At 37.4% G+C, this 15,292-nt stretch carries 16 protein-coding genes; 11 read left to right on the top strand and 5 right to left on the bottom strand.

Translation table 11 applies throughout. The annotated features are described in order from the left end of the window. Positions 1-170 precede the first annotated feature (170 nt). The 5 genes from IGI69_RS15830 (at position 171) to IGI69_RS15810 (ending at position 3,412) form a co-directional block, all read left to right on the top strand. On the top strand, positions 171-419 hold the full coding sequence (locus IGI69_RS15830) for a hypothetical protein (RefSeq protein WP_086338785.1): 249 nt from the start codon (positions 171-173) through the stop codon (positions 417-419). Between the two features lie 134 nt (positions 420-553). Beyond that, positions 554-838 carry a hypothetical protein gene (locus IGI69_RS15825; protein ID WP_086338784.1) on the top strand — a complete coding sequence of 95 codons (285 nt, stop codon included), beginning with the start codon at positions 554-556 and terminating at the stop codon, positions 836-838. Positions 839-955: 117 nt separating this feature from the next. Continuing rightward, positions 956-1,327: a hypothetical protein gene (locus tag IGI69_RS15820; protein WP_005230536.1), complete on the top strand. Its 372-nt coding sequence runs from the start codon at positions 956-958 to the stop codon at positions 1,325-1,327. A gap of 643 nt (positions 1,328-1,970) precedes the next feature. Then, a complete protein-coding gene (locus IGI69_RS15815) occupies positions 1,971-2,321 on the top strand; it encodes a winged helix-turn-helix transcriptional regulator (protein ID WP_086338782.1) in 351 nt (116 codons plus the stop codon). A 146-nt stretch (positions 2,322-2,467) separates the two neighbouring features. Further along, positions 2,468-3,412 carry an NADP-dependent oxidoreductase gene (locus IGI69_RS15810; protein WP_438741408.1) on the top strand — a complete coding sequence of 315 codons (945 nt, stop codon included), beginning with the start codon at positions 2,468-2,470 and terminating at the stop codon, positions 3,410-3,412. Positions 3,413-3,678: 266 nt separating this feature from the next. Here the strand turns inward: IGI69_RS15810 and IGI69_RS15805 are convergent, their stop codons facing one another. Together IGI69_RS15805 and IGI69_RS15800 are read right to left on the bottom strand one after the other, a co-directional pair. Next, positions 3,679-4,545: an aldo/keto reductase gene (locus IGI69_RS15805; RefSeq protein ID WP_034858704.1), complete on the bottom strand. Its 867-nt coding sequence runs from the start codon at positions 4,543-4,545 to the stop codon at positions 3,679-3,681. Between the two features lie 75 nt (positions 4,546-4,620). Next, positions 4,621-5,040 (bottom strand): MerR family transcriptional regulator, encoded by a 420-nt coding sequence (locus IGI69_RS15800; protein ID WP_086338780.1) that lies wholly within the window; start codon positions 5,038-5,040, stop codon positions 4,621-4,623. Positions 5,041-5,450: 410 nt separating this feature from the next. Here IGI69_RS15800 and IGI69_RS15795 point away from each other — a divergent pair, with 410 nt between their 5' ends. Next, entirely contained in the window at positions 5,451-5,903 is a 453-nt protein-coding gene (locus IGI69_RS15795; protein ID WP_086338779.1) for a GNAT family N-acetyltransferase, read from the top strand. 130 nt (positions 5,904-6,033) lie between these two features. On the opposite strand, the gene IGI69_RS15790 is transcribed toward IGI69_RS15795, so the two are convergent. Next, positions 6,034-6,192 (bottom strand): hypothetical protein, encoded by a 159-nt coding sequence (locus IGI69_RS15790; protein ID WP_008380281.1) that lies wholly within the window; start codon positions 6,190-6,192, stop codon positions 6,034-6,036. 62 nt (positions 6,193-6,254) lie between these two features. After that, positions 6,255-7,862, bottom strand: a complete 1,608-nt coding sequence (locus tag IGI69_RS15785) for an ATP-binding cassette domain-containing protein (RefSeq protein WP_016608512.1) — start codon at positions 7,860-7,862, stop codon at positions 6,255-6,257. A 95-nt stretch (positions 7,863-7,957) separates the two neighbouring features. Here IGI69_RS15785 and IGI69_RS15780 point away from each other — a divergent pair, with 95 nt between their 5' ends. Continuing rightward, positions 7,958-9,226 carry a radical SAM protein gene (locus tag IGI69_RS15780; RefSeq protein ID WP_016608511.1) on the top strand — a complete coding sequence of 423 codons (1,269 nt, stop codon included), beginning with the start codon at positions 7,958-7,960 and terminating at the stop codon, positions 9,224-9,226. Between the two features lie 10 nt (positions 9,227-9,236). Further along, entirely contained in the window at positions 9,237-10,499 is a 1,263-nt protein-coding gene (locus IGI69_RS15775; protein WP_016608510.1) for a radical SAM/SPASM domain-containing protein, read from the top strand. Positions 10,500-11,050: 551 nt separating this feature from the next. Here the strand turns inward: IGI69_RS15775 and IGI69_RS15770 are convergent. Continuing rightward, a complete protein-coding gene (locus IGI69_RS15770) occupies positions 11,051-11,479 on the bottom strand; it encodes a hypothetical protein (RefSeq protein ID WP_016608509.1) in 429 nt (142 codons plus the stop codon). A gap of 152 nt (positions 11,480-11,631) precedes the next feature. Here IGI69_RS15770 and IGI69_RS15765 point away from each other — a divergent pair, with 152 nt between their 5' ends. From IGI69_RS15765 to IGI69_RS15755, 3 genes are read left to right on the top strand one after another with little or no spacing between them, the layout of a single operon-like run. Further along, a complete protein-coding gene (locus tag IGI69_RS15765; RefSeq protein ID WP_015510550.1) occupies positions 11,632-12,273 on the top strand; it encodes a hypothetical protein in 642 nt (213 codons plus the stop codon). A 26-nt stretch (positions 12,274-12,299) separates the two neighbouring features. Then, the gene (locus IGI69_RS15760; protein ID WP_016608508.1) at positions 12,300-13,709 is read left to right on the top strand and encodes an amino acid permease; all 1,410 of its coding nucleotides are present in this window, start codon (positions 12,300-12,302) and stop codon (positions 13,707-13,709) included. Positions 13,710-13,738: 29 nt separating this feature from the next. After that, positions 13,739-15,133 carry a glutamate decarboxylase gene (locus tag IGI69_RS15755; protein ID WP_016608507.1) on the top strand — a complete coding sequence of 465 codons (1,395 nt, stop codon included), beginning with the start codon at positions 13,739-13,741 and terminating at the stop codon, positions 15,131-15,133. Positions 15,134-15,292: the final 159 nt, after the last annotated feature.

The raw sequence follows: 15,292 nt of genomic DNA, 5'->3' as shown, positions 1-15,292 counted from the left end.
AGAACTATATAGTACTAATTGAGTCTTGTCAATTTTTTGTTTACCTGATTCATTTTCTTTTTATTGTTGTAAAATTAATGTTAAAAAATAATTTAAGGTTCTTTTTTTAATGGTTGGTATGTATAATAAGAACATACAGTAAGAAAGTGTATGCTGAAAAGAGGACCCTTATGAAAAAATTTGCACTCGGCGTTTTTTGTTTCAGTCTTTTTATCACGGTCGTTGGCTTTTTTTTACAGACGATTTTGATCCCTATTCAAGATTTTGACACAATCAGCAAAGAAGAACTTAAGAATATCCAACTTGATCTTGCTATTAATTATCCATTAGGAACTGGTATGCTCTATGTCGGGCTTCCTTTGTTAGTATGCTCGAGTGGTTATTTGGTTTTTTGTTATTTTAGAGATAGGAAGAACTGAAGCTTATCTTGAAAAAATGCTTAAGAGGAACGCAATATAATATGATGTACGTTTGTATTTGAATGAAAAGGTAACTATTGTTTGTTTGGATCTGTAATGTTTGAGGAAATACTAACTAATTAAGGAAGTGCTTTATGAAAATAAATGATGTTTTGCATAGACGCCAGTATACGATTAATTTATCTTCTAATACTCCACCGCTTGATTTAGCTTCTTTAAGTAATATGGGGGTCTGGAGTAAACCAAAAGAGAAACACTATATATTGACTTTGACACACAATGACGATCCCATTAACGATTCTTCTATGTTTGAGAAAATTTTTAAGGAGCGTACTGGATTACAGTCAAAAGATTTTATATATGAAGCAAAACATGGACCGATGACCCTACAACGTGCTGTTGATTCGACTTGGTTTTGAAAATATAGAGTTTTTTGAATAGATGCAATAGCACAAATGCATGAAATCATGGCATTGAGATTATTTTGAAGGAATTGAAAATAATGAATTTTTTTAGGGAAGCAGGTCTGAATAGCTATGAACAATCACGAAAAGAATCGAAAACAACATTCAATTAGCAATCTATCTAGTAATTCCTTTAACGTAATGAATACAAAATCTGATCCTTCACAAACTGGATCACCAATACCTTTTCAAAATGGCGACTTTTCATCAGTTGATCGAAACATTCATTCTTCAAAAACAGTCGCTGAAATGCTTTGTTTCTATTTAGCAGGTAGTATTATTGCGGCAATTGGGTGTTATTTGTATATTAAGCTGCCCTTATTTGCTAATTTACTTGAGAATACGATTTTATCTTTTGCTATTACTTTTGGGATTATCATCCTAAGCTTTGTTTTGTCTCATTTTATAACGAAAGTACTTACTGCTCATATCAGAAATAAATGACCAATATGAAATGAATTGTGAGGATAAATAGATGTATTCAAATTACCAGAAGCTGCCGCACTATTTAAAAAAGTGGTATGCATTATTTTATATTTTACCATTGATGCTTCTCTTATTTGTTAATGCCCTAACAGCTTGGTTATCTTTTCCCCTAAACATAGGAATTCTATTGATTCTTTATGGAGTAAGTTGTTTGATTGCTACCAAGGCGTCTCAAGGTAAAAAAGAATGGTTTGTTCTAGATGGAATCACTTTTGGGATTGCCTTGATCACTCTTTCTATCATTTAATTGAAATAAAGGGGTAGCCTTTGATGCAGAGATAATAGTGGAGAACCGATTATTGCGCATGTCGTCTCTTCTTTCGTTGTGCTGGCAGCAACCATCTTGATATAAAAATTACTGTGCAGTGGCTGCCTATAAGCGTAAAGGAATTGAGGATGGCTTGGTTGTACGCCTAGAAGCTCTAAAATTAGGTTGATTGAAGCCGATTTGAGAGTTCAGATAAGCGTTACGGGCTTGCTATTTTTTGCAGTCGTTATATACTGATGTCTATACTTCATGTTTTCGTATGTCGTCATCATTTCGGTAGTATTGCTGATATGAAAGACCGCAGCAAAAGTGAGCGAATAGGAGGAAGTAGTGATGCAGCAAACAGAAGAAACTGAATTATTTGTAGAATGCCCAGTGGCTAGCGTCCAGAAGGTCGTACGCGGCAAGTGGTCCATGGTCATCTTGTCCTTTTTACGGCACAAAACGCTTCGTTTCGGTGCGCTTAGTCGTAAAATGCCCATGGTGACCCAAGCAAATTCGACAAAGGAATTGCGCATGCTTGAAAGCTATGGCCTCATTCATCGTGAAGTCTATCCGCAAGTGCCGCCAAAAGTTGAATACTCACTGACCGAAATGGGGCATAAATTCATGCCAGTTTTGGATGCCTTAGAAACATTTGCTTCTACCTATGAGTCAGAAAACGAAAAAGTAGTCAATCCTTGAAGCGTTCAAGGATTTTTTTTGTGCCTGAAATCCGTATGATTACACAAATCTATTGAAAACGATAGTACCTATCAAAAAATATGGTACTTTTTATTATTGAGGTAACAGGTCATAATGAAATCATCTTAAGAAAGAAGGTTTTTTTTATGAAAAAAATGATACTGAATCAATATGGCTCTGTAGATGTTATGCAAATGGTTGAAACTGCTATCCCTGAGCCAGCTGCTAAACAAATTGTGATCAAAACCGCAGCGATCGGCGTGAATGATCCTGATATTGTTATTCGTGCGAATGGACCATTTCCAACGATGCCAAAAGAATTGAAACCTGTGCTTCCACACTCTTTGGGACAAGACTTTTCTGGTATCGTAACAGCTGTCGGAGATGATGTGACCCGCTTTTCAGTAGGTGATCATGTGGTTGGGATGGCGTTTATGAGTACATATTCTGAATACATTTTGTTAGACGAGTCAGCAGTTGTTGCTGCTGTACCGAAGGAGCTGGTCTTGGTGCCGTTAGGTGGATTTTTCCTTGGCGTAGCCACAGCTTATGGTGCAACCATTCGTGATGGTCAAGCAAAAGCTGGACAAAAAGTGCTGATTCATGGCGGTGCTGGCGGTGTCGGGTCTAAAGCTGTTCAGCTGGCAAAACATGCCGGGGCGTATGTCATAGCAACAGGCAGCGCTGAACAAGCTGACTATATGAAGGAGTTAGGGGCAGATGAAACGATCGATTATCAAACAGAAGATTTCACAAAATTGGTTTCTAATGCCGATTTAGTGGTTAATTTAACTGGTCATAAAACATTGGAGAACAGTTATCAAGTAATCAAAAAAGGCGGGCGCGTCACTTCTGTTCATGCGCCAATCAACCAAGAAGAAACGGAGCGTAGAGGAATTACTGGTATGTATTCTATGGGGTTCATGACTGTTGAAGAGCTGGAAAAAGTCATTGATCTTTATGCGCAAGGAAAACTAGATGTCCTTGTAGACAAGACATATCCCTTTGAATTAGAAGCAATCAAGCAAGCTCACCTTGATTTCCAAGCAGGCGGAAATACTGGCAAAAAGATCATTGTCTTTGATAAATAGGGAGTAGTAAATAGAAATCGTACAATAGAGATTTTAAGAGCGAGCGTAACAGAACACTGTCCGTTTTTTAGCTACAAGCACAGTGCTCCAGAGAAATGAGTTTAATCGATGGATTCTTCAGTTACTTGATCAAGGCAGAATTTCCAAAAATTTTGTAAGAATTACCATGAAAAGAGACAAGATACAACTCAGTAAGAACCAATACAAGTCCGCTTCCTTTCGAAACGGAAGCGGACTTGTATTGGTTTCCTTCAATAAAAACCCTATTAGTTTTCAGTATCTAACATTCGATTCATAAACCATTCCACTTGTTGGGGGGCATCGTGGTCAAAGAATGCGGACTCTTTTTTATCTAAAGCGGCTATTTTTTCAATGTCTTCCTGGGAAAGCTCAAAGTCAAAAATAGCAATGTTTTCAGCCATCCGTTCTGGACGAACTGTTTTTGCTAAAGCGACGATCCCTCTTTGCATCAACCAGCGAAGCACAACTTGACCAACCGTTTTGCCATATTGCTTGCCAATTTCTGCTAATGTCGGATTGGTAAATAGGTCATGGCGTCCTTCTGCAAAAGGTGCCCAAGCTTCAACTTGAACGTCGTATTTTTCATGCCATTCCTGATCTTCCACTCGTTGATTCCAAGGGTTCACTTCGATTTGATTGATTTGAGGTTTCACCTCATTCAAGCCGACAAACTCGATCATCTTAGCTGATTTGAAATTTGAAACGCCAATTGTACGTAATTTCCCTGTTTTTTGAGCAGCAACCATTGAGCGCCAAGCACCATAAATATCTCCATATGGTTGGTGAATAAGGTAGAGATCAAGATAAGTCAATCCCATTGTTTCAAGCGAATGCTCAATCGTTTCTTTAGCTTTATCTTCGGAAGCTTGGAGAATAAATAATTTAGAGGTAACAAAAAGTTGTTCTCGAGTGACTAGACCTTCACTGATAGCACGCTTGATTCCCTCGCCGGTTTCTTTTTCATTTCCATAAATAGAAGCAGTGTCGATCAGGCGATACCCAGCTTTGATTGCTTGGTAAACAGCTTCAGCTGTTTCTTCCAAAGGAATTTGATAAACGCCAAATCCTAGTTGCGGCATGGTGACACCATTATTGAGTATGATTGTTTGCATAGTGTTTCCTCCTCTAATTTTCATTACATGTTCTATCCTAAACCTTGGAGTTAGGTCTATAGCAAGTAAAAGATTTTATTTCTTTCGTTCCCATAATTTTTCCACTTTATCAGGAGTCATATTTCCTGCTTTGAATTTTGCGATATGCTCATCATACGTTTCTATCTTATAAATAAGCAGGTCTCGTACTTCCTGCATTTCTGCTAACTTTTTCTCTAATTCTTCGAGTTGATCGGCTAAAATCTGTTTTTGGGCTTTTTCGACATTTTGCCTTTCACGAACTTGTGCCAATTGAGCAAATTCAATTAGCGATTCGATGGACAATCCTGCATTTCGTAAATGTTTTGCTAGATAGATCCAGTTTAGATCATTCGTTGTGTACACCCGATAGCCACTCTCATTGCGTTGGACAGGTGGAATCACACCGACTCGTTCATAATAGCGCAATGTGTCTACGCTCAAATCAAACATTTCCGCTGCTTTTTTTATATTCATCGTTGGTTCTCCTTATCTTTTTCTATAAGTAATCATAAACCCTGAAGTGGACTCTAGGGCAAGTGGTTGAAAATTATTTATTTAAAAGAATATATTTTGTTCGTCAGGACGACTATATAGGAAGAAAAAGCTTCAAGCATTTGTATTTCAACAGATTGATTTGAGCAATCATCAGCATTGAAAGCTCCTTTTTTAGTGTGTTTCAAAGCATATCATGCTCTCTTAGTATTCAGAAATACATGCATAGATGATTGTTTTGTTATCTATATGAGCAAGGCATTTATCATCCATAGATTTTAAATAAATCCATCTCATGTTATGATGATGATGAAAATTTTTAACTTGGATCAAGGAAACAATCGGTTCTTGTTATGAAAAACGAAAATAAGCTAATGAGAGTGTGAATATCTATGAATATAAAAGAAGTAAGTAGTATGAATCAAAAGTTAGAGCAACAATTAATTGAAGTTTGGGAGAGTTCTGTTAAGGCGACGCACACCTTTTTGTCAGAGACCGAAATCCAAGCCATTAAGCAATACATTCCAGAGGCATTGCATCATGTGTCACATTTGATTATCGTAGAAAGTGAAAATGAAGAGCCAGCTGGCTTCATGGGGATCTCGGATCGAAATCTTGAAATGCTTTTTATAGCAAATGAACAAAGAGGTAAGGGACTAGGGAAAAAACTCTTGGCTTACGGGATGGAAAACTATGCTGTAAATGAACTGGGAGTAAATGAACAGAATCCTCAGGCGAAAGGATTTTATGAGCATATGGGATTTGAGGTATACAAAAGAAGCGAGTTAGACGAACAAGGAAACCCTTATCCAATTCTGTATATGAAGAAAGTTGATAACAAGTAGCTGTTAAAAATTATTTGTGTTTGCGGGAAATATGTAAGAAGGGGTCGAGACATATATAGCTAGTCACGACCCCTTCTTTGATTGCTATTATCCTTATTAATAAGTAAAGTAAGGATCAAATGATTTTCTCTTAACTAGCTTTCTCTTCTTTTTTTATCTCTTCTTTTTTCTGATTTGAAAATGGTGTATCAGTCTCTTCAGGTAAGATGATTGGTGGATGATGGGAATGCTGATTACTTCCACACATGGTGATGATTTGTTCTTTTGAAGCTTCAGAGATTACTTTCATTGTATACCTCTCCTTTCTTTTATATTTCCAGATGACATAAGGTAGGCCTATATCATCTAAATTCATGATTTATGTAACTGAATTAGCTCATCAAATGAACCTAGAAATTCCTGATTTGTTGAGTGAGTAACGACAATGATTATTTTATCTGTAAGTGAGCAGATTAAGTCACTGATAATCATCTCGTTTATACTGTCTAGACCAGATGTTGGTTCGTCAAAAAGAATAACATCGGAATCTTTAAAGATTGCCCGAGCAATCTCAAGCCGTCTAAGCTCGCCGCCAGAAAGAAAGTTTATCCATGTATTATCTTGCGTATCGGTTAAATCATTGTTATCAAAGCGATCATCTAATCCACTTCGTTTTAAAACATCAACGATTTTTTCAAGTTCGTATTCACTAAAAATAGAAACGTTGTAAGCAATACTCGTCTGGAAGATAGCAGTTTTTTGTTGGACAAGTGCGACTTTCTCATAAAGGGAGTCTCTAGATAGCTGATTCATCTCTTGCTGGTCAACCAATACTTGATGATCGTCGATAGGGTAAATTCCCGCTAAAATATTCAATAGTGTCGACTTCCCACTACCGCTTGCGCCAGTGATAGCATATTTTTTTCCACGCTCAAATGTTTGAGTAAAACCATTAAAAATCAAACGATTTCCATGATGGAAATGCAGATTTTCAATCGATAAAGTAGTTATTGGTTCTGCAAGTTCAAGTGAGCGATTGGGCTCATCATCATCGGTACCATCAATGAAAGCTATAAGATCGTCCGCGACCTTCTTGCTCGCTAAAATATCTGTAACTGATGTACTGAAATACTCTAACGGCCCGGCAATCGTACTCATTAGTGTAGTCATCGCAATAAGATCGGGAATGGTGATTATTTTGGCAGCAACAAAGAAGCCACCAACGATCCATGTCCCCGAATAAGCAAGATCCCCAAGTCCAAAAGAAATTGCATAAGTCAGTCCTTGTAAGGTTTCAAAAGTGATACTTTCCTTTTTTAATCGTTCACTACTGTTAGTAAAAATTTTCGTATATTTTGGAAAACCTTTGCCGACACGTAAGGTCATGTATCCTGAGAGAAGTTGGTCAAATAAACTAAGTGTACGATCTTGCTCCAGAACAACGGACTTGCGACGATCACTAAGGATTCGCTTAGCGAAATAAGGGGCTAGCAAAGGACTAAAAGCTAAGAGCAGCATAATCAATGAAAAAGAAGTGTTTAATTTTAGTGTGAATAAAAGAGAGAATAGAAAGGTAAAAATGCTTAAAATCAGTCCAAATCCGGGCTTTAAAAATTCTAATTCAACGACTTTCATTTCATTTGCCAACTTTGAGAGATACTCGTTTTTCTCATTTTTAAGAAATAGTACCGGATTCATTCGAACGATTTTCTGCGAGAGACTCTCTCTCAGTTGATTCATTATTGATTGAACTAAGATGGATTTACTTCTTCTTGGAATAAAATCGCTCATCGTGTTCAATAAGATGTAAAAGAAGGCGAATATACCAATAAATAAAAGTCTTTTTACATCTCCTGACATAGCAACCTCAGTGATTTGTCTATACACCAAAGCAACCCCAACTTGAATGAGCGCTACGATTGCGCATAAAATCACATGCAAAAAGAAAAGTGAGCGGTTTCTTTTTAATATTTTTTTCATTCTCTCCCTCCTATGTAAAAACTATATCACAAATTAAAAAAAAATTGAAATATTATTTTGTGAAATGTATAATTATTGAAAAAGGGGGTTAGGTGATGCGTTTTTCACGGTATGTCGATATCATTGAGAACGGTAACGAGACTATTCTTTGCAATACATTAACGCAAGAAATAGTTACTGTTGATTCAAAAAAAATGAAAAGTAAAACGGAGATTTCGAGCGAAATAAGTGAAGATGAACGAAAATATTTATTTGAAAATGGATTTATACACGGTGATTTGGAAAGTTATAAACAGAAAACAATTAATTTAAAGAGAGACTTAGTTACTATCACTATAAATATTACAGAAGATTGCAACTTTTCGTGTACTTATTGTTACCAGAATGATTTCCTTTCTAAAAATGTTATTACTGATCAGACGATAAATAATATAATGCAATACATTTTAGACATTGCTCAGCTAGGCGTTCGGAGACTATATATCTATTTTTTCGGGGGCGAGCCACTTCTTTATAAAAAAAGAATTCTCGCAATTAAAAGTAAGATTGATCAAATTGCGTCAGAGAAATCACTCTCAATTTCTTATGGTTTAGGAACAAACGCCTATCTACTCACTCCAGATTTTGTAAATCATTTTGATTCTTTAATTGTCGATACTACACTAACATCTAGAAAAGATCATGATAGAAATAGATCTCTTAAGAGTGGAAGCAGAACGTATGATAAGATTTTTGAAAATCTAGCGGTAGCATCTAAGAGCGGACGTGTTAAAATCCATATTGGTTATAATACATCTGATAAAAATACAGAAGAGTTTCAGTCTTTTCTCGTTACGATCCGCCAAAGTGATATCAAAGCCCATATCAATTGCTATTACATTAATAACTATGAGTTTAATGAAAATTATTTCAATGCATTATCCTATGAGAAATATCTAAAGTGGGTATCTTCAACTGCAATTGATCACCTAATTGAAAACGGTTTCCTGGTGAATATCTCTCCATTTTCTTCGTATCGCTTTGAGTGCGATGCGTATAATCCTTGGTCTGTAAAGTTTTTCTCTGATGGATCTATAGGGTTATGTAATGCAACAAATTTTTATGAACGTAGAATAATAAAAAGTTTTCCAGAATCATCTTCTTTTGCAGAAGATGTTCAATATAGCCTTTATGACCAAAAGAGTGTTCTTCCGAAAAGCAACAATCAGTGTAATTCATGTGAATTAATTGCAGTGTGTCGAGGAAAGGTACAGTGTGATACTTCATGTAACCCAAACTATTCAATTGATAGAGAAACATTCATACGTTCTTTTGTAAAGCATACAAATCTAGGTAACAGGAAATTTTTTACCCAATTTAATTAGGAGTGATTTTATGAAATTATCGCAATATACGATTGTTGAAGAAGTGGATAATGAAATACTTTTGTACAATTCGGTATACTCTGCTATCGTTTTACTAACTCAAAGCGAGTTCCATGATCTACAGACTTTTATTAATAACGATAACTTGGAGAAAACAGAATTATTCTCTTATTTAGAAAATCAAAATATCATTGTTTCCGATGAGATTGATGAAGAAGCAAGATTAGTGTCTGTGGCAAATGAAAAACGATATAATCCTAGTCAAGTAACTTTCACAATTGCCCCTACGATGAACTGTAATTTCTCCTGTTTTTATTGTTACGAGCAAGGGTTTAGACAACATACTATGACTACTGAAACTGCTAAGAAAACAGCCGAGTTTATTCTTAAAAATGTATTACCCCATCAGTCATTGAAAGTAATTTGGTATGGAGGAGAGCCTTTGATGGGATTGAACTCTATTAAAGTTATAAGTGAAATAATAATGAAAAACGAAAAAAAATATAAAAGTTTCAACGCAGAAATTGTATCCAATGGTTATTTGCTAACAGAAAAAGTTGCACAACTTTTAAAAAGTTATCACGTTAATTATGCTCAAATTACTCTGGATGGGGATCAGATAAATCATGATTCTAGAAGATGTTTAACAAATGGGAAAGGGACATTTGCAAGAATATTACAGAATATAGTTAAAACTCTAAAATATATTCCAGTAACTGTAAGAGTAAATATAGATAGGGAGAATAATCATGAAGATGTTATTCGTTTGATGAACTCGCTGGATAATTTTAATTTACTTAAGAAAGTTGGCTTTTATCTTGCGCCGGTAGAGGATTTTGATACCTACAAAACACCCACATGTTATACATCCCAAGAGTTTTCGAAAGAAGAAATAATGGTTTATAAAAGTCTTTTGGAAAGAGGGATAAATATTGTTGCCATACCACGGACAACGATTGGGTTCTGCGAAGCTATCAATCGAGACGACTATGTAATCGACCCTAATGGATTTTTATATAAATGCTGGGTTCATATTGGTAAAACGATTGGACGAGTAGGAGATATCTATACAGGAATACAATTGAACAGTGTGCATAAAACATTTACAGAGTACAAATTTTTTTCGAAAGCGAAATGTTCAAGTTGTAAAGTTCAACCTTTGTGTTTAGGAGGCTGTCCGTTAATTCGAATGAATACAGGTGAGTCGAAGTGCGTTAGCTATAAGTACAATATTGAAGAGCATATAAAAATGGCTTCGGCAAGACTAATATAATCTGGTGGAATATTTTTGCTTCAGAAGATTGATAAGGTCTTCTTAAAAAAATAGCTTAGTTAAATAAGGTTACTATGTTACATTGTGAATAGAATCTATACTTACTTATGAAAATAGAAAGCGTAACTCAATTTTCTCATTCATATTGTAATAAATGATTTCTCATATTAAAATTTTTATAAGAAAACTAAATAGTGAGCAAAGCTCACCCCAAGCAGCCCCCGAAACTGTTTTTCGGAGGCTGCTTTTGGTTTGGGGGGCTTAGCTAGCTAAGCAATGATCGATCACTAAAAAGTGATCAAAACAGAATAGGCAATTTTTTGTTTTCAATCAAAAAATGTTGATCGTTTTATCAAGCAGAGGATGGCACAAGTAAGTGGAAAGTAGGTAGTGGCTATTTTTTGTGTTCAGGATGGGGAAGTAGATTTGTCTAGGATACACGTGAGGATAAACGTTTGAGGATCATTTGTTTTTGACTTACCTATGTGCCATCACTGCGAAAACCCTGTGGATGAAGGCGTCGTGTACGACACCAGATACTCGGATGAGAACTAAGGACGGTTGATTGCCCGTGCCTGACACGCTTTTTCTAACCGCAAAGTCGTAAGGGCTGAAAAGCTGCAACGCTGAGTAAGTTGGCTGCTCCGTGCGGTTTTTGGTGTTTTTTGAACCCTACAAGCTGCTATTGCTCCTCGTCTATTCGTCGCAAGCTTGGAAGGCTTTCTCAGAAAATGCCCGTCAGCTGTCAGCACGTTGTCTTTTGCATCAGGAAGCATCAGCGTTCCAACAAACCTTTGTGACCCAGAAGGAAACCACTCATTTTGGGCAACTTTTATCCGAGAAATCGTTGCGCTAGAAGTATGTCCGTCCGTACTTTCCAGAAAAAAGGCAGCTGAAAGTGGGCGGATACCCAACAAAAAGGCGGTTATGACGACCACAAGCGCTCTCAAAAAACTCAGTCCTTTCTTTTCAATGGTCATTGTTCTTATCTGCACTTCATGATAGCACCGAAACGCGAAGTAATTTTCGCGTTTTTTTGTTTTTAAAATAAAAAATTAGATATTCGCTTTTTTTAGATAAATGGTATACCTGAGATGGAATAAAAATAATAAAAGAAAGGACAGGATTTACAATGAAAAAAACATCATTAGTTGCAGGTTTCGTTTTAGGTGTAGGCGTTTTGTTCACTCTAGGTGCGTGCTCAACAGTGGAAGAGTCAGGGGAAGTGGTCTCTGGGTCAGGAACCGAAACGTTGATCAGTGATTCTTCAGATGAGGTGATCGTGGGAAGTGAAAAATTGAGTGATGACGGGTATTTTGAAGAAATCGTAACCAAGGGAATCGATCCGAAAGTCAAAGATGTTGTTTGGTATGAAACGAATTATGAAAATGCTGGTTGGGATCACATTCGCTTTTTAGTGAACCATGTAAAAATTGTGAATGTAGAAGCGTTCAAACACAAAGACAAAGAATACAAAACATTGCTTTCACTGAAATATCAATTGTTTAATGAAGATTCGAAAGACAAAAAAATCAAACCTGACAAAGCATATTTGGTGTTGAATGATGGCAAGAAAATTGAAGCGGAAGTATTTGTGGACTATTTAGATGATGAAATTTTGACCCATGACAAACACAAAGATGGCTTTATTCACTTTAAAGTAGCGCAAGAACAAAGTTTGCCAGCGATCAAAGCAATCGAAATCGAATTTAAAGCAGATGGCGATTTGACACATACGTACCATATTGATCTTTCTTCCGCTGCTGAAAAATAGTATCTAACGATAGGAGGTTGAAAAAAATGGATGCTAGCAAGAAAAAACTATCATTGTTGAGTTTTTTTGCGATAACTGCTTCAATGGTGATGACGGTATATGAGTATCCAACCTTTGCGACATCGAAGATGAATCTAGTTTTTTATTTACTCGTCGGCGGTTTCCTCTGGTTTATCCCTGTAGCCCTTTGCTCTGCGGAGATGGCTACTGTAAAAGGATGGGAAAAAGGGGGACTCTATACCTGGGTCTCAAAAACATTAGGCAGAAAATGGGGCTTTGCTGCCATTTTCTTCCAATGGTTCCAAATCACGGTAGGCTTTATTACGATGATTTACTTTATTGTCGGGGCGCTTTCCTATGCCCTAAATTGGCCGGCTCTTAATACCAATGTTTGGCTGAAGCTGATTGCCACTTTAGTGATCTTTTGGTTGATTACGATCTCGCAATTTGGCGGAACAAAAAATACTGCGAAGATTGCCAAAGTAGGGTTCTTTGTGGGGATCGTCGCAACTGGGATCATACTTTTTATCCTAGGAATTGTCTACATTGCTCAAGGAAATCCCATCAAAGTTTCCTTTGGCTCAGGCGCTTGGATTCCTGATTTTACGAAAATCAATACGCTGGTCGTTTTTGTTTCCTTTATTTTGGCCTATGCAGGGGTTGAATCTTCTGCCAGTCACGTAAAAGACATGGACAATCCTGGGAAGAATTACCCGAAAGCCATTTTGATTTTAGTCGTAGCGACGATTCTTTTGGATACGCTCGGCGGAGCAACGGTGGCTGCCACGATTCCCCAAAATCAATTGTCTCTTGATACTGGTGTGATTCAAGCCTATTCTTATTTGATCCATCATTTTGGCGGCGGGGAATGGCTGGTTCGTTTGATTGCCGTGGTCATCTGTTTAGGTGTCATTGCAGAAATTGCCGCTTGGGTAGTCGGCCCATCAACTGCGATGCTTGAAGCAGCTGAAAATGGCTTGCTGCCAAAACAAATGGCAAAAGTCAATCAACACAATGTCCCAATCAACATCGTTTTGGTGCAAGGCATCATTGTTTCTATTTGGGCGGTTGTTTTGACATTAGGCGGCGGGGGCGCCAATCTATCCTTCTTCGTTGCGATGGCTTTGACGGTCTGCATCTATCTGGTTGCTTATGTTCTCTTGTTTCTTTCGTATATTAAGTTAGTCAAGGAAAAAGACGACTTAACAAGAACGTATCATATTCCTGGTGGGAAAAATGTGAAAATTGGTGTTGCGATGGTTGGTTTGCTTGTTTCTATTTTTTCTTTCTTTATTTCCTTCTTTCCACCGAGCGATATTGGATCGGGAAAAGGCGGAACCTATTTGGCCATCTTGATCATCAGCTGGCTGATAATTGTCGTGATACCGTTTGTCATCTATAAATACGTAGGTGAAAAAGCAAGCGATAAAAAATAAAAAGCACAACCTATGAGGAGGAGAGCTGCATGTTATTTAGTAAAAAAAATCGAAAAGAAGCCCAATATTTGGAACCTATCTATGGGAATGAGGCAATGGATCGGGCGATCCCTATGTATAAATTGCCAAAAGAGTCCTTGGTACCGCGGGACGCCTATGAATTAGTCAAAGATCAATTGATCGATGAAGGGGTCTCAAGACAAAATTTGGCGACGTTTTGTCAAACCTACATGGAACCAGAAGCAGTCAAAATCATGAGTGAAACCCTTGATAAAAACGCCATTGATAAAACCGAGTACCCACGGACAGCAGAAATTGAGAACCGCTGTGTCAACATGATCGCTGATTTATGGCATGCCCCAGAAGCGTCTGATTTTATCGGTACATCAACGGTAGGCTCAAGTGAAGCCTGTATGCTAGGTGGATTGGCCTTAAAATTTGCTTGGCGCAATCGGGCAAAAAAACTTGGTTTAGATATCAATAAACGAAAACCAAACTTAGTGATTTCTTCTGCCTATCAAGTCGTTTGGGAAAAATTCTGTGTCTACTGGGACATTGAAATGCGGACGATCCCTATCGATGAAGAACATGGCAGCATCAATGTCGATAAGGTCACGGACTATTTAGATGAATATACGATCGGGGTCGTCGGCATCTTAGGGATCACTTACACTGGACGATACGATGACATCAAAGCACTAGATAAGAAATTAGAGGAATACAACAAACACACCGACTACAAAGTCTACATCCACGTGGATGCGGCTAGTGGTGGATTGTACACACCATTTATGGAACCAGAGCTTGAATGGGATTTCCGTTTGAAAAACGTTCGTTCCATCAGTACGTCTGGACATAAATATGGGTTAGTCTATCCTGGTATCGGTTGGGTGCTTTGGAAAGAAAAAGATTTCCTTCCAGAAGAATTGGTCTTCAAAGTAAGTTATCTTGGCGGTGAAATGCCAACGATGGCCATCAACTTTTCAAGAAGTGCCAGCCAAATCATCGGACAATATTACACCTTTATCCGCAATGGGTTTGAAGGCTACCGCTTGATCCACAAAAAGACCAGCGATGTTGCCCAATATTTGGCAAAAGAGATTGAAAACATGGGCTACTTCGATATTTATAATGATGGGTCACGGTTGCCGATCGTCTGCTACAAATTAAAAGAAGATGCCGATATTTCTTGGAATCTGTATGATTTGACGGATGAATTTGCCATGAAAGGCTGGCAAGTCCCTACCTATCCATTACCTGATAATCTATCACATATCAATATCCAACGTTTTGTCTGCCGGGCAGATTTAAGTATGCAAATGGCAATGGATCTGGTGCAAGACATGAAAGAAGGAATCGAGCGATTGAACAAGCGACCAAGCCGTCATGTTTCATCCGACCAAACCTATGGCTTTTCACATTAAGAAACGGTATCGCTAGAAACCCGTTCATTGCTTTTTTCAATGAATAAAAAGACCCTTTATGAAACGTTTTTTGCAAGACTGAATGAACAATGGTTTATAGAAAAATCAAAGGCGGTTGCATCGACTGCCTTTGATTTTTTTGTTTGTAAGAACGGGTAA

The organism is Enterococcus sp. DIV1083b (assembly GCF_051713705.1).
GTDB lineage: Bacteria > Bacillota > Bacilli > Lactobacillales > Enterococcaceae > Enterococcus_D > Enterococcus_D casseliflavus.
This window is presented reverse-complemented; position numbering and strand designations above follow the sequence as displayed.